The sequence below is a fragment of the Kitasatospora sp. NPDC054795 genome, from assembly GCF_053611565.1.
Map to the genome: position 1 here is coordinate 1 of NZ_JBSHAP010000035.1, position 19291 is coordinate 19291.

The following is a 19291-nucleotide window of genomic DNA, read 5'->3' on the forward strand; positions in this document are numbered from 1 at the left end:
CCACCCCCGCCCCCGGGGGCCGGGGGGGGGCGGGCCCGCCGCGCGGCGCCCCCCCCCCCCCGCCCCGGGTGCCGGTGTCAGACCTGGTAGCGGTCCGGCGCGAGCAGGTGCAGATGCTCGGCGTCCCGGCCGGAGGCGACGATCAGGGCCTCGGCCAGGCCGTCGATCGACACCCCGCTGCCGGTGCCGAGGTTGACGGTCCCGCCGAGCGCGCGGTCGGCACGGGCGGCCAGGAAGCCCTCCGCGGTGTCGGTCTCGTGGGTGAAGTCGCGGGTGGGAGTCGTCGAACCGAGCCTGATCTCCCGTGCACCGGATTGGAGTTGGGCCAGGATGGTGGGGATCGCGGCGCGGGCCGACCGGCGCGGGCCGTAGGTGTTGAACGGGCGGACCACCGAGGCCGGCAGTTCGAAGGTGTGCCGGCAGGAGAGCACCATCATGTCCGCGCCGATCCTCGAGGCGGAGTACCGGGGGGGAGACGCCATCACCCGGCGCGCAGCCGCACACGCCGCGGGGGTGCACAAGGCGACCCGGCCGTCGGGGCGCCGGTCCTGCGCGGCAGGGTGTGAGAGCCTGACCCGGTGCTGGACGACGGACATGGCGGGCGGACAGCGGCCCGGCCGCAGTGGTGGGCCGCCTACCTGACGCGGCATTGCGCGGTGGCCGACACCGAGCGCGAGCTGGTCGCGGGGTGGTTCGGTACCGGTGCCGCCGAGGCCGACGCCGCGTGGGAGGCGGCGATGCCGGAGGGGCTGGAGGCGCGCCTGCCCTTCGGCGGCGGGCACGCGGTGCACATGTACAGCTGCGACCTCCCCACGGACCGGGGAACGGAGTACCTGGTCGTCCACCCCGACTGGGGCCGGGTGCGGGGCCGTCTCGCCGCCGTCGACACCCGCCTCCCGGAGCCGGAACACCAGCAGGGGCCGGGCCTGTCCTGGCGGGAGCTGATCCACGTAGCGAACACGCCCGACCACGCCGCGCCCGGTGCGCACGACCCGTCGGTGCGGCTGCTGCTCCTGCTGCCGACGCTCGGCGACGCGCAACTGCCGCCGGACGCCGCGGAGGTGGTGCGGTCGGCGCTGGCCGCGGTCGGGACACCGCCGGAGGGCGCTGCGCACCTTGCCGCCTTCGTCCTGCGGCACCTGCGCTGGGCACCCGCTCGCTGGAGCGCACCGCAGGGCCGGCGATGGGGCCGGCCCCGGGCAGGGCGGGGGCGCACTGTCGCCGGGATCCTGCGGTGCGACGTCCCGGGAAGCCCGCGGTTCGCCCGGCAGCTCGCCCACGGCATCACACCCGCGCAGGGCAGGCGACTCGCCCGGGCGCTCGGAACCTGGCAACCGCGGTGACGGCCGTCCACCGGGCTCTCCGTCACGGGCCCGGTCGACGGCTCGGTCGACGGCTCGGCCGGGCACCGTGACAGGGGCCGGGGAGGGCTCAGAACCGCTCCGGAACGACGTTCACGCCGGCTGCGAGCATCTCGGCAGTGATCCGCCGCGCCAAGGTGTCGTTGCAGATCAGCAGTTGCGTCCACGGCGCGTCCCGGCGCCGGACCACATGGCCGCCGCCGCTCTCGTGGAGCTGCCACCGGTCGCGTTCCGTGGTCCACAGGTACTGGTAGCCGCCGAGGGCGCGTTCGACCTCGGCGGCTTCCGCCGCGGCCCGGGTCCGACGGCCTGCCGGCGGGGGTGGCGGGGTGGCTCGCAGGGTGACGGCCGTCAGGTAACCGTGCCGGTCCTGCGGCGCGATCGAGAGTTCCGCGGGCAGATCGTCGCCCAGGGCCTCCAGCACCTCGGTCGCCGGGTAGCCGAAGAGATCGACGTCGGCGAGGACGACGGGCGTGCCGCCCGGTACGTGCGAGGCCGACCGGCCGCGGCTCAGCACGACGGACCGCAGGACGGGCTCGGTGGGCTCCGCCTCGGCCCCGTCCAGCTCCTCGGCCCCGTCCAATTCCTCGGCACCGGCGGTCACTTCGATGTCCGCCCAGCGGGCGGTGCGGCTCCGGGCCGTGTCGGCTCCGGGCCTCGGCGGGAGCGGGCCGAGCCCGGCCAGGGTCTCGGCGGTCGTGCGGTCGTCCAGGCCGAACCGCAGGGTGCCCGCTGCGCCCGGCAGTCGGACCCCGATGCCGGGGAGCAGTTCGAACACCGGCCGATCCTCCCGCGGTGCCGGAGCGGGAGGCAAGCTCCGCAGTGGGAGGCAGGCCGCGAAAGGGCCCGGCGCCCCGCAGAGCGGCGGGGCGCCGGGCCGTTGGGTGCGGGGCGCTAGCGGCGGCCGCTGCTGCGGGTGCGGCGGGTGAGGGAGTCGAGGACGACGGCGGCCAGCAGCACCGCGCCGGTGATCATGTACTGGATGGCCTGGGCGGCGTGGACCATGTCCAGGCCGGTGGTGATGGACTGGATGACGAGGATGCCCAGCAGGGCGGACCAGGTCTTGCCGCGCCCGCCGAAGAGGCTGGTGCCGCCGATGACGGCCGCGGCGATGGCGCTCATCAGGACGTTGCCGCTGCCCAGCTGCTTGTCGGCGGAGCCCTGCTGGGAGGCGTAGAACAGGCCGCCCAGGCCCGCCAGGAACGCGGAGAGCACGAAGACGGAGATCCGTACCCGGGCGACGTTGACGCCCGCGCGCCGGGCGGCCTCGACGCCGCCGCCGACGGCGAAGACCTGGCGGCCGTAGCGGGTGCGGCGCAGCACGAAGTCGGTGGCGAGGACGGCGCCGAGCAGGACGACCAGGGACAGCGGCAGGCCGCGGTCCTGGTTGAGGGTGTAGGCGGTGGCGAGGGTGAGGACGGCGAGGGCGGCGGCGCGCACGGCGCTGTCGGCGGCGGGGGGTGCGGTGAGGCCGGCGGCGCGGCGCCGGCGGGCGGTGTTCAGGCGGGCGGCCAGGTAGAGGACGGGGGCGAGGACGGCCAGGGCCCAGGCGTAGGCGATGTCGCCGTCGCCGAGGAAGGTGCTGTCCAGGCCGGCGACGACGCCGCCGTGGCGGTTGTTGACGGTGCCGCCGTCGCCGAGCACGTACTCCTGCAGGCCGCTCCAGGCGAGCATCCCGGCGAGGGTGACCACGAAGGCGGGCACGCCGACGCGGGCGAAGAACAGGCCGTGCAGCAGCCCCATGACGCAGGCCGCGCCGAGGGCGGCGAGGATCGCCACCCACTCGCTCCAGCCCTGGCGCACCGTCAGCACCGCCGCGATGGCGGCGCCGGCGCCGGCGACCGAGCCGAGGGAGAGGTCGATCTCGCCGAGGATCAGCACGAAGACGACACCGACCGCGATGAGGCCGGGCCCGGCGATGAAGCGGGTGATGTTGGTGAGGTTGTCGGCCTGCAGGAAGTGGTGGGTGACGGACTGGAAGACGACGGCGATGACGACCAGGCCGACGACGACCGGCAGCGAGCCGAGCTCGCCGGAGGCCAGGCGCCTGCGGGCGGCGCGCAGTTGGCCTGACCAGCCCGGTTCGGTGCTGTGCAGCCTGGGGTCCGGCGTGGCCGCGGTGGCGGGGGCGGTGGCGGGTGCTTCTGGGATGCTCATACGGCCTCGGCCTCCTCGGTGTGCCCGGTGCGGCGGGCCCGGCGGGCGTGGGCGTTGTCGGTGGCACCGGTGATCGCGGCGACGATCTGCTCCTGGGTGGTGCCGGCCACCGGGAAGACGCCGTTGTTGCGGCCCAGGCGCAGGACGGCGACGGTGTCGGCCACCGCCCGTACGTCGGCCATGTTGTGGCTGACCAGCACGACCGCCAGGCCCTGCCCGCGCAGCCGCTCCACCAGGTCGAGGACCTGGGCGGTCTGTTCGACGCCGAGGGCCGCGGTGGGCTCGTCCAGGACGACCAGGGCCGGTTCGCCGACCAGGGCGCGGGCGATGGCCACCACCTGGCGCTGCCCGCCGGACAGGGCGGCGACGGGGGTGCGCACGTCGGGGATGCGGATGGAGAGGGTGTCCAGCAGCCGGCGGGCGTGCTGTTCCATGGCGACCTCGTCGAGCAGGCCGCGGCGGCGCTTCTCGTGGCCGAGGAAGAGGTTGGCGATGACGTCGAGGTTGTCGCACAGCGCGAGGTCCTGGTAGACGGTCGCGATGCCGAGGGCGGTGGCGTCCTGGGGGCGGGCCAGGCGCACCGCCTCGCCGTGCCAGGCGAGGGTGCCCTCGTCCACGGGGTGGACGCCGGCGATGGTCTTGACGAGGGTGGACTTGCCGGCGCCGTTGTCGCCGACGAGGGCGAGCACCTCGCCGGCGTGGACGGTGAGGTCGACGTCGGTGAGGGCCTGGACGGCACCGAAGCGCTTGGAGACCGAGCGCAGCTGCAGGACGGGTGCGCCTGTCACGGGAACAACCACCTTGGGAGAGCGGCTACTTGGTGTGATAGCCGAGGCCTGCTGGAGAGGTCCTGCTGGAGGGGGGCCTACTTGAGGCCGGCGGCGGCGCACGCGGCGGCGTAGTCGGCGGTGCAGATCTCGGAGACCTTGTAGATGCCGTCGGCCACCACGGTGGTGGCGATGGTGTCCTTGGTGACGATCTTGGCGTCCAGCAGCTTGGACGGGATGTTCTTGGCGGTGGCGCTGTCGACGCTGTCGGGGGCGATGCTCTTGACGTCCTTGCCCCGCAGCAGGGCGACGGCCAGTTCGGCGGCGGTGTCGGTGATCGGGCGGTAGGCCTTGTAGATGGTGTACGCCTGGTCGCCGTTCACGACGCGCTGGATGGCGTCCAGGCTGGCGTCCTGGCCGCCGACCGGGATGTTGATGCCGGCGCCCTTGAGCTGGGTGATGATGGCGGCGGCCATGCCGTCGTTGGCGGAGTAGACGCCCTGGAAGCCGTTCTTGCCGAACTCGGTGACGGCGGCGGAGATCTTCTGCGCGGCGACGGCGGCGTTCCACTGCCCGGACTGCTCGTAGACGACCTTCTTGATCTTCCCGTCGAGGGCCTTGTGCGCGCCGGACTTGAACTGCGCGGAGTTCGGGTCGGCCTCGTCGCCGTCGATCATGACGATGTTGGCCTCGGCGGCCTGCGGGCCGAGCGCGTCCAGCAGGGCCCGGCCCTGGAGTTCGCCGACCTTCTCGTTGTCGAAGGAGGTGTAAGCGGCGACCGGGCCGCTGGCCAGGCGGTCGTAGGCGAGGACCTTGACGCCCTTGGCGGCGGCCTCCTCGACCCAGCTCTGGGTGGAGTCGGCGTCGTACGGGTCGAGGATGATCACCTTGACGCCCTGGGTGAGCAGGGTGTCGAACTGCTGCTTCTGCTTGGCGGCGCTGCCCTCGGCGTTGTTGTACAGCACCTTGCACCGTGCGCACAGGGACTTGACCTTGGCCTCGATGAACGGCCGGTCGAAGGACTCGTAGCGCACGGAGGACGCGTTCTCGGGCAGCAGCAGGCCGATGGCGTCGGGGTTGCCGGCGGCGGATGCCTCGTTCTTGGAGCCGCCGGCCTTCCCGCACGCGGCGGTCATGGACAGGGTCAGCGCGAGGCCCATGGTGGAGACGAGGGCGCGACGCAGTACGGCGTTCATCGGATACCTCTCCCTGGGATCGCCGCGGCTTCGCGGCGGGGTGGGGGGAGTTAAACCTGGGCGCGTACATGACGTCAATAAGTAAAACCAAACTCCCCGGAATCCACCACCATTCGTTATCTTCGTGAACACGCCTCGGACGGGCGGCGTCCCTGCGGCACGGGAAAGCGGAATGCCCGCCGCTCCCCTCGGACGGCGGGCACCCTCGGCTCGGACCTGACGGAACGTCAGGGTCGGTCGAGCGTGATCGAATTGATCGGACCCAGGTCGTCGTACACGCCGCGCTGCGCCGCGATGTCGTAGACGCAGTCACCGCCGCCCGAGGCACGGCACAGGTGGGCGTGCGCGCCGCCGGTCTGGTTGTTGAGCACCCAGTGGTTGCCGTACTGGCCGCTCAGGTTGTGCGCGCCGTAGCTCCGGTAGACGGCACTGGGGCTGACCGCCGGGTCCTGGTCCTGCGGGTAGATGCAGACCGCCCCGGACGGGCAGCCCGCCCAGTCGCCGGCCGCGGCGCCGGCGCTGCCGGCTCCCATCGTGGTCAGCGCGGCGGCGGCCATGGCCAGGGCGGCGACGGCGTGGGTGATCCTGCGCATGAGTGGTTCTCCCTTGGCTGGTACGAGGACGGACGACCCGTCCGCCCGGTGCCCGTCAGCCTAGGAATCCGGCGCCCGCAGCGGTCCCTGACATCTGACAGGGGCGCGCCTGCTTGCCCCACGAGCCGGGCGCCCCCACGGAACCAGTGCCCTACGGAACCGGCGCCCCCACGGAACCGGCGCCCCACCGGCCCGGCCCCGAAGGTCAGTGCGGGTGGCCCAGGTACGGGAAGGCCGGCAGCAGATCGGTGTGCGGCCCGATGCGGTCACCGGACACCTTGCCGTCGGTGAGCATCGTCAGCCGCGCCGAGGTCACGTCGTCGGTCAGCGAGCGCCCGTTCGGGTAGACGGCCGGGCGGGCCCGGTCGTAGCGCAGGACGTCCGGCAGCACGATCCGCAGCTGCGCGTGCGCCGCGTCCGTGGTGTACCCGCCGAAGTGCTGCAGCTTCGCCGTCCACGGATCACGGTAGGTCACCCAGTCGTCCACCGGCTCCCCGGCGTTGTACGCGTCCTTCACGTCCTCCTCGTTGAAGTACGCCGTCAGCGACGGATGCGCACCCCGGTCCACCGACACCAGCCGACCGTCCTTGCGCACGCTCACCCGCGCCCACACCCCGATCTCCGGCGCCTCGCCGAACGCCGCGTCCGGCGCCTCCAGCACGATCCCGAACACGTTCTTGTCCGCGCCCCAGTCCACCCCCGTCCACTGGAAGTCCTTCACGATCCCGTCCAGGTCCGCGAAGAACGGGTCGCTGCGCAGCCCCGCACTCACCCGGTACGACCCCGCCTCCACCACCGCAGGGGTGCCCGTGAAACTCACCGGCGCCCGCGACACCAGCACCTCACCGGTCGCCTCGTGCCCGCGCGCCCCCTCGCCGGTGGTGCGCCGCACCGTCATGCTCTGCGCCCCGCCCACCGGCTCGGAGAAGGTGAAGCTGTACGCGATGTCGGCCCGCTGGTCGCCGTCGGTGTCGATGTCGATCCGGTACACCGCCTCCGGATGGAAGGCCTGCCCGCCACTGGGTGCGACCGGGTTCACGTTCATGATCAGCACCGTCCGGCCCGGCTCCGGCGAGGCGAAGGCGAACAGGTCGGTCAGATCCAGGCGCGCGTCACCCTCCGGTGAGCGCAGGTTCGGTCCGCTGAGGTGGTGCGACACGACGGTCTCCGGTCTCCAGTGCTTCGCGTGCGTCCGCGTGGACACCCCCCGCCCCCTCCGGCCATTGCTAACACGACCCGCCCGTCCCGGCCCGCCCCGCTGCGCCACCCGGGCGACGTCGCAAGGGGCGACAGGAGAGGTCCGGCACGGCCCGGCACGGACGGCCCGGCACGGACGGGCACGGCACGGCTCACGCCCGCACGCGGCCCGCCTCGTGGATCCGCGGCGGCGCCACCGCGCTCGTGGCGCGCTCGAACAGGGCGCCGCTGCGGCTGTGGGCCACCGTGCGCACCCAACGCCAGCCCTGCGCACGGTAGTAGGCGTGCAGGGCGGCGTTGTCGCTCCACACGTTCGCCCGCAGCAGCCCGGCGCCCGCCCGCGCGGCCCGCCAGGCGGCCCAGTCGCCCAGACGGGCGCCGATGCCGCGCCCGGCGTACCGGCGGTCCACCGTGAAGGAGCTCACGTAGCGGGCCGGGCGGGCGAGTTCCTCGCCGCTCCACAGGCGGGGGCTGCCGGTGGGGCGCAGCGTCACGGTGGCGACGGCCTCGCCCTGCGGCGCCAGCGCGGCGACCACCGTCGCACCCCGGGCGATCAGCGTCAGGCCGCGCTCGGCGTCGTACGGGGCCGACCACTGGACCGAGCCGTGCTCCAGCGCGATCCAGGCGGCCGCCTCCGCCCGCAGGGCGGCCAGCCGGGGCAGGTCGGCGGGCACCGCGGCGCGGACGTACAGCGGCAGGGGTGTCCTCGGCACGGGTCTCCTCACCGCGACGCGCAGGGGCCGGCGGATCCCACGGGTTCGTCGAGGGGGTCGAGGACGAAGCCCGCGCGCAGGGAGTCCACCAGCCGCCGTCCGGGCGCGGTGAGCGCGGTGCCGTCCGGGGTGGTCAGCGGGTGCCGGGCCACGACCCGGGCGAGCGGCACCCCGGGGAGCAGCACCGTTCCGGGGGAGGGAAGTTGCAGCAGCACGCAGTCGTCCGGCCCGCACTCCAGCAGGCCGAACCCGGCGCCGCAGTACCGCAGCCGCCCGTCCTTGAGCCGGTGCAGACCGCCGCCGGGCGCCGCCGCCACCCGCACCGGGACGCCGGTGTGCCGCACCACCAGCTGCACGGCGCCCGCCGCGTCCGTACGCGGCTCGCCGCCGGTGGCGTGCCCGTAGAGCTCCAGGACGTGGCGCAGCGCGGACGGCAGCGCGTGCTCGGCCAGTTCGAGCTCGCCCAGCAGCCAGGTCGAGCCCTGCATACGGCAGTTGAGCTCCAGCAGCAGCGGGCGCTCGCCGTCCAGGACGAAGTCGGCGCCGAACAGGCCCCGGTAGCCGAGCGCGGCCAGTGCCTCGCCGACGCGCCGCGCCGCGGTGCCGGCCCGGGCCAGGGCGAGCGGCGCCAGCAGGGCGGGGGCCGCGAAGTCGCAGCCGGAGTAGGCACCGAAAGGCGCGCCGACACCCTCGATACGGGTCAGCTGGACGGACGGGCGCAGCACCCGCACCGCGCTGTCCGCCGAGACCAGGACGTGCAGGTTGACCGCGACGCCCTCGACGTAGCCGCTCACCAGCCAGGGCCCGCCGCCGACCCGGCGGATCGGGCGCAGGTCCGCCTCGTCGACGACCAGGTGGGTGCCCTTGCCGCTGGAGCCCACCGGCGTCTGCACCACGTAGGGGGAACCGAAGCGGCGGCGCAGCTCCCGGTGGTCGAGCGCCGGGACCACCGCGTCCGGCGGGGTCGCGGCCCCCACCGACCGCAGCCACGCGCGCTGCGCCCGCTTGTCGCCCAGCATCGGCAGGTCCACACGCGAGGGCGGCTCCAGCAGGCGGGTGCCGAGCGCGCCGAGTGCCGTGCGCCACTCGGCTTTCATCGCCGAGTAGGGCAGCAGCGCCAGTTCCCGGCCCCGCCAGCCGCCACCCGCCGCGCCCGCGTCCTCGCCCGGGGTGCCGGCGATCGCGCGCAGCACCGCGTGGACCCCGGCCCCCGCCGAGGTGTGGTCGCGCACCCCCCGGTCCGGTTCCAGCGCATGGAAGGAGGCCCCGAACTCGCCCGCCCAGCCCGCGTCCGGGCCCTCCACGCTCACCACCGCGGACAGGCAGCCGGTGCGCAGCAGCGGCAGCACGTTCAGGGGGCGGGCGCAGCACGACAGTCCGGGCAGGGCCCGCAGCCGGGCCACCGCTTCGTCACAGGATGTGATCACCCACGCGATTATGGAGATCCCGGGACCGGGCCCGCCGCCGCCCCGGACCCCGCCCCGCCCCGCACGAGGCACGCCCGGCCCCCACCCTCACCCGAACGAATGAACCCCCCGCGTTGACGGCCCGTCGGGGCCGCTGTCGGCACCCGGCAGTACCGTGCACGAATGAACAGCCGCACCGCCCCCGACCCGCACCACCCCGCCGCCCGCACCGCCGCACCCACCTGGCGGGTCACCGAGACCGCCGGCCTGGAGACCTCCTGGATCGACCTGCGCCCCACCGCCCTGACCGCCCGCGGCCGCGTCGCCGCCGCCGAACCGGCCCCGTACTGGCTCGACTACGAACTCGACACCGGCGACGGCTTCACCACCCGCCGCATGCACGTCACCGCCCGCACCCCCGACACCGTCCGCACCCTCGACCTGCGCCGCGACGAGACCACCGGCCACTGGACCGTCGACGGCACCCCGCGCCCCGACCTCGACGGCGCCCTCGACTGCGACCTCGGCCTGTCCCCGCTCACCAACACCCCGCCCGTCCTGCGCCACGCCCTCCACCGCGGCCCGGGCGAGCACCACTTCCTGATGGCCTGGATCCGCGTGCCCGAGCTGGTCGTCGTGCCCTCCCGCCAGACCTATACCCACCTGCACCGCCACGAGGACGGCCGCGCCACCGTCCGCTACGCCTCCGGCGACTACCGGGCGGACCTGCTGCTGGACGCGGACGGCCTGGTCGCCGACTACCCGGGCCTGGCCCACCGCGTCGCCTGACGGCCCCGGGCCGGCGGCCCGGACCGGCCCGACGGCCCGGCCCGACGGGGCGCCCGACCTGACGGGGAGCCCCGTTCCCCCGCCCGGTACGCTCGGGCGCATCCCCCGACCGCCACGAGGAGGCCCCGATGCCCTGGTTCGCACTGGAGCGCTTCGACGCCTCCTTCTTCGACACCGCCCCGCACCGCCACCGCCACGTGATGGACCTGCCGGTGGCACCGCGGAGCGTGTGGGCGGGGCTCGCCGGCCCGGCACCGCTGTCCTGGTGCCGGGCCCTGGCCGGCGGCCGCTACACCTCACCGGCCCCGCACGGCGTCGGCACCACCCGGGAGATCACCGCGCTCGGGACGCTGCGGCTGCGCGAGGAGTTCACGCTCTGGGAGGAGGGCACGCGGCACGCGTTCTGCGTCACCGAGGCCTCCCTGCCGCTGTACCGGCGCTTCGGCGAGGACTACCTCCTCGAACCCCTCCCGGGCGGCGGCACCCGCCTCACCTGGACCTTCGCCTACGAGCCGGCCCCACTGCTGCGCCGCCCCGCGGCACTGACCGACATGCCCGGAGCGGCCTTCCAGCGGACGCTGATCGCCGACACCAAACGGCACTTCGGCGCGGCCTGAGCCCGCCGGGCCGGGCCACCGGCACCCGGCCCGGCGGCGAACCACGCCCCCGCACCCCGCCGTCCCGGCGGCACGGGCGGACGCACCGCTGACGGCCGCCGCCCAGGTCCTCGCCCTGCACGAGGAGAAGGTCGCCCTCCACCCCGGGCGGGCCGCCGAACTCGCCCCGCTGCTCGCCGCCCGACCGCCCGCCGGTCCGTCGACCGGCGCGCCGGAACGCGGCTCCGACACCCCGGGGGAGGGGCCGCGGCGGGCCGCCCCGACCATCCCCGTGAAGCCCGCACACGTACGAGTGAACGAGCTGGACCTGGCGCCTCCGGGGCCCGTACAACTGCGCCCACAGGGCCACCCGTTGAACGACCCGACCGCCGTCGGCCCTGCCACCCACGCACCCCCCGGAGGGCCCGATGGCCACGGAGATTACCTACGAGGAACTGGCCACCCTGGTCAGGACCCGCGCCGGCGTCCAGGTCACCGCCGAGGAACTCGCCGACCCCGGCCGCATGTTCCTCGACCTCGGCGTCGACTCCCTCGGCGTGCTGGGCGTCCTCGCCGACCTGGAGAACCGCTACGGTGTCTCCCTCGACAGCTCCGACCTGCTCGGCCGCCCCGTCGCCGAGTTCCTCAAGGACGTCAACGCCTCGCTGAACCCCGGCTCCTGACCGGCCCGGAGCGGGGCGGGAAGCCCGACCCCGGCGGCCCCCGGCGGCCCCCGGCGGCCTCCCGCCCCCGCTCCGCCCCCCTCGCGCCCCGCGGCCCTATCCCTGCGGGTAGAACACGAACAGCGTGCGGCCGACGGCCGTCGACGGTACGTGCCACGACCCCGCCGGAGCGTGCAGGAACGTACCGGCCGGGTAGTCCCGCGCCCCGTCGCTGAAGACGCCCGCCACCACGAACACCTCCTCCGGCCCCGGCTCGTGGACGTCACGGTGCGGCCAGCCGGAGCCCGCCGCCATCTCCAGCACATGGGCGTGCGCACCGTCCGGCCCCCGCCACAGCGCCCGCAGCCGGACACCGGGGAACAGCTCGCGGACCGGGGACTCGTCGACGGACACGGACGTGTAGCCCTGCTGGGCAAGGATCTCCGGATACATGCCCGCAACGGTGCCGCGCCCCGGCCGGCCCGGACAGGCCCCACCGCGACACCCTGGGGTACTTTCCTGCCATGCACCGCGTGGTGGCCCTGGTCCGGTTCGTCCAGTCGACCTTCGAACTCGGCTGCGCCGCCGAAGTCTTCGGCACACCGAGACCCGGCCTGCCGCAGCACTGCACCTTCGCCACCTGCACGCAGGTCCCCGGCCCGGTGCCCACCACCGGCGGCTACACCATGTCCGTGCCGCACGGCCTCGACGCGATCGCCGCCCGCGTCGGCCTGACCTCCGCCGTCAACCTGCGCCGCCGCTTCCGTGCCCGCACCGGCACCACCCCCGGCGCCTACCGGCAGGCCTTCCGCACCCGCTGAGCCGTACGTCCCGCGCCATACGCCGTGGGACGTACGGCCGTCAGCCGCGCCAGAGGGCCGCCATCACCCGATCGAGTGGCCGGCGCCGCCGTTTCCCGTGCCGGTGACGTGCGCGTGGGTAGCGTCGGTCCATGATCGTGGACTCGTCAACAGGTCTGACATGTCGACGATTTGACTTATTGTCATACAAGTAAAGAGGCATCGTCGCATGGCAGAGAAGCGCCTGAAGTCCTGGGGCAACAACCGCTCCGGCCAGCTCGGGGACGGCACCTGGGCCGACCTCCGCACCACGGCCACCGCCGTGCTCGGGCTGACCAGCGCCGACGTGGTGAAGATCGCCGCCGGCGGGTCCGGCGCCACCCTCGGCCACGGGCTGGCCCTGCTGGCCGACCGCACGGTGCAGTCCTGGGGCGTCAACGGCTCGGGCCAGCTCGGCGACGGCACCGTGTTCAGCCACAACACGCCCGGCCGGGTGGTCGATCTCGCCGACGCCACCGACATCGCCGCCGGCGGCGCGCACAGCCTCGCCCTGCTCGCCGACGGCACCGTCCGGGCCTGGGGTCAGAACAACCACGGCCAGCTCGGCAACGGCACCGGCGCCGACAGCGGCGTCCCGGTGCGGGTCGAGGGCCTCCATAAGGTCGTCGCCATCGCCGCCGGCCTCCACCACAGCCTCGCGCTGCGCGAGGACGGCACCGTCTGGGCCTGGGGCTACAACAGCAACGGCCAGCTGGGCGACGGGACTTCGACCAACCGCGGCCTCCCGGCACGGGTCGTCGGACTGACCGGCGTCAGCCGGATCGCCGCCGGCGCCAGCCACAACCTCGTCCTGGTCGGCGCACCCGGCGCCGGCGCCGCCGTGAAGGCCTGGGGCTACAACGCCACCGGCCAGCTCGGCGACAACACCACCATCAACCGCTACACCCCCGTCGCCACCCACGGGGCCTGGACCGGCGGGGTGACCCGGATCGCGGCCGGCTGCAACCACAGCATGGCCGTCGTCGACACCGACCACCGCCTCAAGGCCTGGGGCCAGAACACCGCCGGCCAGCTCGGCGACGGCACCACCGTCTTCCGCGTCACCCCCGTCACCGTCCCCGGCCTGAGCGGCGTACGGCTGGTGGCCGGCGGCCGGGAGCACACCGTGGCCCTGTCCGGGACCAGCACCGTGCACTCCTGGGGCAGCAACGGCTCCGGCCAGCTCGGCGACGGCACCACCGCCGACAGCAGCACCCCGGTGCCCACCCTCACCGCCCTCACCGGCATCGACAAGCTCGCCGCCCCCGTCGGCGGCGACTTCACCCTCGCCAACTGAGGCGCCTCGACGGTGCCCGGCCGTCCCTCCTGCCACAATGCGCGTGAGCACTCCGTAGCCGCCGCAACCCGTACAGTGAGGTCATCGTGTCGAAGGTCAAACTGAGCACCAACCACGGCGCCATCGTCCTGCGCCTCGACGCGGAGAAGGCCCCGGCAACGGTGGAGAACTTCCTCCAGTACGTCAGGGACGGCTTCTACGACGGGACGGTCTTCCACCGGGTCATCAACGGCTTCATGGTCCAGGGCGGCGGGATGGAGCCCGGCATGAGGCAGAAGAAGACCCGCGCCCCCATCCGGAACGAGGCCGACAACGGCCTGAAGAACACCGAGTACACCGTGGCGATGGCCCGCACCGGGGACCCGCACTCGGCCACCGCCCAGTTCTTCATCAACGTCGCCGACAACGGCTTCCTCGACCACAGCGGCAAGAACGCCCAGGGCTGGGGCTACGCCGTCTTCGGCGAGGTGGTCGAGGGCCAGGACGTCGTGGACGCCGTCAAGACCGTGCCCACCGGCTCCAGGAGCGGCCACCAGGACGTCCCCAAGGAGGACGTGGTCATCGAGAAGGCCGAGGTCGTCGAGTAGAGGGCGGGGTCGTCCGGCAGGGACGGGGCAGCGGGCGTGCACGGGAAGCCGGCCCGGCCGACCTCCCGCTCCGCACCGTCCGCGCGGCCCCGGTGGGCCGCCCCGACCCTCCCCGCCGCCGCACGGGTGAACGCGCCCACGGCGGTGCGCGGTGCCCGCCCGGGCCGCGCCGGGCCGTCGAATACTCACGTACTCACGCGATGAGGCGCACGGCCCGTGCCGCCCGGACGAGGGAGGACCCGCATGCACCGCCGCACCGCCGCCAGGCCGGGACACCGCATCGCCGCGCCCCTGCTGGCCGGCCTGCTGCTCGCCGGGTGCACCTCCGCCGCCTCCGACCCCGAGGCCGCCCCCGGCTCCTCCGGCGCGGTGCCCACCGCGCCGCCGCAGCCCTCACCGCAGCTGAGCGACCGGCAGGTGGCCTTCGCCGTCGACCGGATCGACGCCTACGTCCAGGACGCCCTGCGCAAAACCGGCGTGCCGGGCCTGGCCCTGGCCGTCGTCCACAAGGACAAGGTCGTCCACGCCAAGGGCTTCGGCGTCCGCGAACTCGGCAAGCCGGACACCGTCGACCCCGACACCGTCTTCCAGCTCGCCTCCGTCTCCAAGCCGATCTCCTCCACCGTCGTCGCCACGGCCGTCGGCCAGAAGGCGGTCGCCTGGGACGACCCCGTCATCGCCCACGACCCCGGCTTCACCCTCGCCGACCCCTGGGTCGGCCGCCACGTGACGATCGCCGACCTCTTCTCCCACCGCAGCGGCCTGCCCGACCACGCCGGTGACCTCCTCCAGGACCTCGGCTACCAGCGGGACTACATCCTCCAGCACCTGCGCGACCAGCCCCTGGCCCCCTTCCGCGCCACCTACGCCTACACCAACTACGGCCTCACCGAGGCGGCCGTCGCCGTCGCCAGGACCAGGGGCACCACCTGGGAGACCCTGGCCGCCGACACCCTCTACAAGCCGCTCGGCATGACCTCCACGAGCTCCCTGCGCTCCGCCTACGACAACGCGGCCGACAAGGCCGTGCCGCACGTGCGCACCGGCGGCAGCGGCAGCGGCTGGCAGGTCAGCACCACCGAGAACGCCGACCCGCAGTCCCCGGCCGGCGGCGTCAGCTCCACCGTCCAGGACCTCGCCCGCTGGATGCGGCTGCAGCTCGCCGACGGCTCCTTCGAGGGCAAGCAGATCGTCGACACCGCCGCCCTGGGCGAGACCTGGCTGCCGCACAGCCTCTCCAACCCGCCGTCCGCACCCGACGGCAACCCCGGCCAGTACGGCCTGGGCTGGAACGTCGGCCGCGACAACGGCGGCCGGCTGCGGCTCAACCACTCCGGCGCCTTCGAACTGGGCGCCGCCACCGTGGTCACCCTGCTGCCCTCCGAACAGCTGGGGATCGTGGTGCTGACCAACGGCCAGCCGGTCGGCCTGCCCGAGGCGGTGGCCGAGGAGTTCTTCGACCTCGCCGAGGAGGGCCACGAGACCGTCGACTGGCTCGCCTTCTTCGGCAAGGTCGTCCCCGCCGCCGCGCTGACCGGCGTCTCGCCCACCGACTACACCAAGCCCCCGGCCGACGCCGCCCCCGCCAGGCCCGACGCGGCCTACGTCGGCACGTACGCCAACGGCTACTACGGCCCGCTGACCGTGACCACCGGCAACGGCGGCGCCCTGGTGATGAGCCTGGGCCCCGACGACCTGCAGTTCCCGCTCCAGCACTACGCCGGGGACGTGTTCAGCTTCCGCACCCGCGGGGAGAACGCCGTCGGCCTGTCCGGGGTGACGTTCACCGTGGGCGCCGACGGCCGGGCCTCCACCGTGGTGGTCGAACAGCTCGACCACGAGGGCCTCGGGACCTTCACCCGAAGCTAGGTCTGTCCTCGAACCCCCGTCTGCGGGGCCGGGTGCCGCAGGAGGGCGAGGCGGCTGGCGGTGCGGTCGAGGTCGCGCATGAGGGCGGAGCCGGCGAGCGGGTCGGCGCCGATCAGGACCAGGCGGACGTCTCGGTCGCAGCAGACGTCGACCAGGTTGGCGAAGCGCCGGCGGCCGTCGGGGGAGGCCTCGGTGAGCGGCGGGACGCCGTCGAGGACGACGGTGGGGAAGCGGTCGGCGAGGGCGAGGTAGTCCGCGACGGAGGTGAGGCCCTCGCACAGCTCCGGGAAACCGAACCACACGTGGTCCTCGCGGACCGCCCGGGCCGGCAGCTCGCGGTGGTGGGCGGCCACCGGAGCCGCCTCCTCGGGCCGGGGCTCCGTCAGGCCGGCCGAGGCCTCGTCGCCGGGGCGGAGCCGGGCGCCGAGGCCGAACCCGTGGGCGCGTTCCGACCCGGGCAGGCGCCGGAAGTCGACCTGCCCGCAGACGTCGACCACGTCCATCCGCTCCTCGATCAGCCTGATCGTCGGCTCGAAGAGGTGGTGGTACAGCGGGTCGGGCATCAGCCCGGCGGGCGGGTAGTTGGACGTGGTGACCAGGGTGATCCGCCGGTCCAGCAGGGTGTGCAGCAGACGGGCCACCAGCATCGCGTCACCCGCGTCGTGGGCGTGGAACTCGTCGAAGACCAGGACCCGGCAGTCGCCGAGCAGCTCGTCCACGGCCCGGTCCACGGCCGCGCCGTCCGCGCTGCGACTCCCGGCGTGGTGGGCGACGCCCTCGTGCAGCCGGCGGAAGAAGTCGTGGAAGTGCAGCCGCCGCTTGCGCGGGGTCGCCAGCCCGTCGAGGAAGGTGTCCACCAGCCAGCTCTTGCCGCGGCCGACCGGGCCCCAGAGGTAGAGGTGCCGCGGACCGCGGCGCAGCCGCCGGGCCGGGTGGGCGAGCTCGCCGGCCAGCCGGCTGAGCCGCTCGACCGGGAGCTCCTGGGCGGGGTCGAGCGTGAATCCGCGCTGCCCGGCGGCCCGGTGGAAGTGCCCGCGCATCGCCTCGTACTGCTTCCGCACCCTGTCCGTCACGGGTCCGGACCCTAGCAGGGCGTCAGCGGCATCCGGATCACCGGGAGTTGCCCGGTCACGGGCCCCTTCACGGCCGGTCCGGCGCGGGGCGGGGAACCTGGTGGAGCGTCCCGCACCCGCCCGGCCGCGGTTCCCGTTCCCGGGCCACGGTTCCCGCTCCCGGGCCGCCGGTCGGCGGAAGCGGTGAAGTCCGGTGGAGCCGCTAGTAGTAGCCCTTCGAGCCGTCGAGGAGCTCGCGGACGATGTCGGCGTGCCCCGCGTGGCGGCCGGTCTCCTCTACGAGGTGGATCAGCATCCAGCGCAGGTTGGCGCCGCCGGCGCGGAAGCCGGACTTGCGGCCGACGTCGTCCAGGGAGGCCGCCGCGACGATCTCGTTGCTGCGGGCGCACTGGGCCGCGTACTCCGCGAGCAGGTCGGCGAGGGGGCGGCCGTCGGTGTGCCAGTCGGCGTCCTCGGTGGACTCGTCGAAGGACGGGTTCTGCTTCTCGTCACCGCCGAGGAACATCACCTCCAGCCAGAGGTGCTCGGTCCAGCGCATGTGCGAGACGAGGCCGGCCATCGTCATGGCCGGCGAGGTCGGGACGACCGCCCGGTGCGCGTCCCGGTCGTCCAGCCCCTCGCACTTCCAGCGCAGGATCTTCCGCTGCAGGTCCAACCAGCCGATGAGCGCGGTGCGTTCGTCCGCCTGGAGTGGGGGGCGTTCCAGTTCCGATGCCATGGCGGTGCAGGCTACCGAGGTGTCGCGCCGGGCGCACCGGGTTTTCCGCGTGCCGCCGCCGCGCCGGGCGCGGGCCCCTCCAGCGGGCGTGCGTGGGCACGCCGGGCGGAGTGGGAAGTCGGCCCGGCCGGCTTCCTGCTCCTGGGCCCGTCGGCGGTCGGCGGTCGGCGGTCGGCGGTCGGCGGCGCGGTGTGGTGTGGTGCGGGTGGCGGCCGTTCGGTTCGCGGACGATGAACCGGCCTCGGGCGGAGGTCCGTTGGAGTCGGAAAGGAGAACGTTCACGCCCGATCACCATCGGGGCCCCGAGTCCGGAGGCTTCTTGCATGTCGATCAACCGTAGGACCCTTCTCAGGGGTGCAGCGCTCGCGGCCACGACCGGGGCCCTGGGCATCGCCGGATCGGGCGCGTCGGCCGTCGCCGCGCCGGACCGCCTCGTCCACCGCCCCACCGACAAGTGGATGTCGTTGCTGGGCGACAACGTGAAGCTGTCGCAGCTGACGATCCCCGGAACCCATGAGACCTGCGCGCTGTACGACGGCGGCGCCTTCGGTTTCGCCCAGTGCCAGGAGTGGCGCATCAACCAGCAGCTCCAGGCGGGCGTGCGCTTCCTCGACATCCGGTGCCGGGTGATGGGCGACGTCTTCACCATCCACCACGACAAGATCTACCAGAACATCAACTTCGGTGACGTGCTGAACCTCTGCATCGACTTCCTGAAGTCCAACCCCCGCGAGACGATCATCATGCGGATCAAGAAGGAGTACACCGAGGGGCAGGACTACCGCTTCAGCGAGATCTTCAACTACTACATGGACGGCATGGACGGGAAGGGCAACTACCGGCCCTGGTTCTGGCTCCCCAAGGCCGGACAGCTGCCCGGCGGACTGCCCACGCTCGGGCAGGTGCGCGGCAAGATCGTTCCCATCATGTCGGACTTCACCTGGGGCGACGGGCGCTACGACCCGCTGCGGTGGGGGGACGACTCCCGGATCTGGCTGCAGGACGCGTGGAGCGACGGGTCCAGCCGCAAGGTCCAGCGGGTCAGGGAAGGGCTGGACACGGCGTTCTACGGCCAGAACGACGGCAAGCTCTACCTCCACTTCGCCAGCTCCAGCAGCTTCCCGGAGACCCCGTACAGGATCGCCAAGGTCGTCAATCCCTCCATCCAGGACTACCTGACGCCGCGCATCTCCCAGCGCGCGCACTACGGCGTGATCGCGATGGACTTCGTGGACGAGCGCAAGGACCTGCTGCAGATGATCGTCGACTGGAACTTCGGGCTCTGACCGCAGCCACCGGCCCCGCCGCCAACCGGTGACCGGAGCCGGGGAGAGGGGCAGGGGGGAGGGGTGGGGGGGGGGGGGGCCCGCGGGCGCCCCCCCCCCCCCGCGCCCCGCCGGAGGGGGTATGTATAAACCAAGCACGGGTGGGGGGGTGTGGGGGGGGGGGGGGGCGTAGTCGAGGCCCCGCC

General features: G+C 74.0%; 19 protein-coding genes and 2 pseudogenes. 9 read left to right on the forward strand and 12 right to left on the reverse strand.

The window, feature by feature from the left end; all coding sequences use genetic code 11:
- Positions 1–116: 116 nt before the first annotated feature.
- Positions 117–464: pseudogene (locus ACWGJO_RS15015) on the reverse strand (NAD-dependent epimerase/dehydratase family protein); the annotation flags it as partial.
- A gap of 114 nt (positions 465–578) precedes the next feature.
- Between ACWGJO_RS15015 and ACWGJO_RS15020 the strand changes: the two are divergent.
- A complete protein-coding gene (locus ACWGJO_RS15020; RefSeq protein WP_452183911.1) occupies positions 579–1343 on the forward strand; it encodes a hypothetical protein in 765 nt (254 codons plus the stop codon).
- 88 nt (positions 1344–1431) lie between these two features.
- Here ACWGJO_RS15020 and ACWGJO_RS15025 read toward each other — a convergent pair whose 3' ends face one another.
- The 8 genes from ACWGJO_RS15025 to ACWGJO_RS15060 form a co-directional block, all read right to left on the reverse strand.
- On the reverse strand, positions 1432–2139 hold the full coding sequence (locus ACWGJO_RS15025) for a hypothetical protein (protein WP_452183913.1): 708 nt from the start codon (positions 2137–2139) through the stop codon (positions 1432–1434).
- A 116-nt stretch (positions 2140–2255) separates the two neighbouring features.
- Positions 2256–3518 (reverse strand): sugar ABC transporter permease, encoded by a 1263-nt coding sequence (locus tag ACWGJO_RS15030; RefSeq protein WP_452183915.1) that lies wholly within the window; start codon positions 3516–3518, stop codon positions 2256–2258.
- Complete coding sequence (locus tag ACWGJO_RS15035) at positions 3515–4306, reverse strand: ATP-binding cassette domain-containing protein (protein WP_452183917.1); 792 nt, start codon at positions 4304–4306, stop codon at positions 3515–3517. The genes ACWGJO_RS15030 and ACWGJO_RS15035 overlap by 4 nt, the downstream gene beginning before the upstream one ends.
- A 77-nt stretch (positions 4307–4383) precedes the next feature.
- Entirely contained in the window at positions 4384–5481 is a 1098-nt protein-coding gene (locus ACWGJO_RS15040) for a sugar ABC transporter substrate-binding protein (RefSeq protein ID WP_452183919.1), read from the reverse strand.
- A 227-nt stretch (positions 5482–5708) separates the two neighbouring features.
- Positions 5709–6074, reverse strand: a complete 366-nt coding sequence (locus ACWGJO_RS15045) for a hypothetical protein (RefSeq protein ID WP_387690533.1) — start codon at positions 6072–6074, stop codon at positions 5709–5711.
- A gap of 205 nt (positions 6075–6279) precedes the next feature.
- On the reverse strand, positions 6280–7233 hold the full coding sequence (locus tag ACWGJO_RS15050) for a DUF4331 family protein (RefSeq protein WP_452183921.1): 954 nt from the start codon (positions 7231–7233) through the stop codon (positions 6280–6282).
- 190 nt (positions 7234–7423) lie between these two features.
- Positions 7424–7984 carry a GNAT family N-acetyltransferase gene (locus ACWGJO_RS15055; protein WP_452183923.1) on the reverse strand — a complete coding sequence of 187 codons (561 nt, stop codon included), beginning with the start codon at positions 7982–7984 and terminating at the stop codon, positions 7424–7426.
- An 8-nt stretch (positions 7985–7992) separates the two neighbouring features.
- Complete coding sequence (locus ACWGJO_RS15060; protein WP_452183925.1) at positions 7993–9411, reverse strand: ATP-grasp domain-containing protein; 1419 nt, start codon at positions 9409–9411, stop codon at positions 7993–7995.
- A gap of 162 nt (positions 9412–9573) precedes the next feature.
- Here ACWGJO_RS15060 and ACWGJO_RS15065 point away from each other — a divergent pair, with 162 nt between their 5' ends.
- From ACWGJO_RS15065 to ACWGJO_RS15075, 3 genes are all read left to right on the forward strand, one after another.
- Entirely contained in the window at positions 9574–10179 is a 606-nt protein-coding gene (locus tag ACWGJO_RS15065; protein ID WP_452183927.1) for a putative glycolipid-binding domain-containing protein, read from the forward strand.
- Between the two features lie 128 nt (positions 10180–10307).
- Positions 10308–10796 carry an SRPBCC family protein gene (locus ACWGJO_RS15070; RefSeq protein ID WP_452183928.1) on the forward strand — a complete coding sequence of 163 codons (489 nt, stop codon included), beginning with the start codon at positions 10308–10310 and terminating at the stop codon, positions 10794–10796.
- A 407-nt stretch (positions 10797–11203) separates the two neighbouring features.
- Complete coding sequence (locus ACWGJO_RS15075; protein ID WP_359912992.1) at positions 11204–11458, forward strand: acyl carrier protein; 255 nt, start codon at positions 11204–11206, stop codon at positions 11456–11458.
- A 96-nt stretch (positions 11459–11554) separates the two neighbouring features.
- Here the strand turns inward: ACWGJO_RS15075 and ACWGJO_RS15080 are convergent, their stop codons facing one another.
- Positions 11555–11890: a cupin domain-containing protein gene (locus ACWGJO_RS15080; protein ID WP_452183930.1), complete on the reverse strand. Its 336-nt coding sequence runs from the start codon at positions 11888–11890 to the stop codon at positions 11555–11557.
- 263 nt (positions 11891–12153) lie between these two features.
- Here ACWGJO_RS15080 and ACWGJO_RS15085 point away from each other — a divergent pair.
- The 4 genes and pseudogenes from ACWGJO_RS15085 to ACWGJO_RS15100 all read left to right on the forward strand — a co-directional run.
- Positions 12154–12258: pseudogene (locus ACWGJO_RS15085) on the forward strand (AraC family transcriptional regulator); the annotation flags it as partial.
- A gap of 208 nt (positions 12259–12466) precedes the next feature.
- Positions 12467–13573 carry an RCC1 domain-containing protein gene (locus ACWGJO_RS15090; RefSeq protein ID WP_452183932.1) on the forward strand — a complete coding sequence of 369 codons (1107 nt, stop codon included), beginning with the start codon at positions 12467–12469 and terminating at the stop codon, positions 13571–13573.
- An 86-nt stretch (positions 13574–13659) separates the two neighbouring features.
- Positions 13660–14160, forward strand: a complete 501-nt coding sequence (locus ACWGJO_RS15095; protein ID WP_452183934.1) for a peptidylprolyl isomerase — start codon at positions 13660–13662, stop codon at positions 14158–14160.
- A gap of 243 nt (positions 14161–14403) precedes the next feature.
- Positions 14404–16029 (forward strand): serine hydrolase, encoded by a 1626-nt coding sequence (locus tag ACWGJO_RS15100; RefSeq protein ID WP_452183936.1) that lies wholly within the window; start codon positions 14404–14406, stop codon positions 16027–16029.
- Here the strand turns inward: ACWGJO_RS15100 and zapE are convergent.
- Together zapE and ACWGJO_RS15110 are read right to left on the reverse strand one after the other, a co-directional pair.
- Positions 16026–17102 carry a cell division protein ZapE gene (gene zapE, locus ACWGJO_RS15105; protein ID WP_452183938.1) on the reverse strand — a complete coding sequence of 359 codons (1077 nt, stop codon included), beginning with the start codon at positions 17100–17102 and terminating at the stop codon, positions 16026–16028. The two genes, ACWGJO_RS15100 and zapE, sit on opposite strands and share 4 nt — an antisense overlap.
- Positions 17103–17304: 202 nt before the next feature.
- Positions 17305–17820, reverse strand: a complete 516-nt coding sequence (locus tag ACWGJO_RS15110) for a DinB family protein (RefSeq protein WP_452183940.1) — start codon at positions 17818–17820, stop codon at positions 17305–17307.
- Between the two features lie 323 nt (positions 17821–18143).
- Between ACWGJO_RS15110 and ACWGJO_RS15115 the strand changes: the two genes are divergently transcribed.
- The gene (locus tag ACWGJO_RS15115) at positions 18144–19106 is read left to right on the forward strand and encodes a phosphatidylinositol-specific phospholipase C (RefSeq protein ID WP_452183942.1); all 963 of its coding nucleotides are present in this window, start codon (positions 18144–18146) and stop codon (positions 19104–19106) included.
- Positions 19107–19291 lie beyond the last annotated feature (185 nt).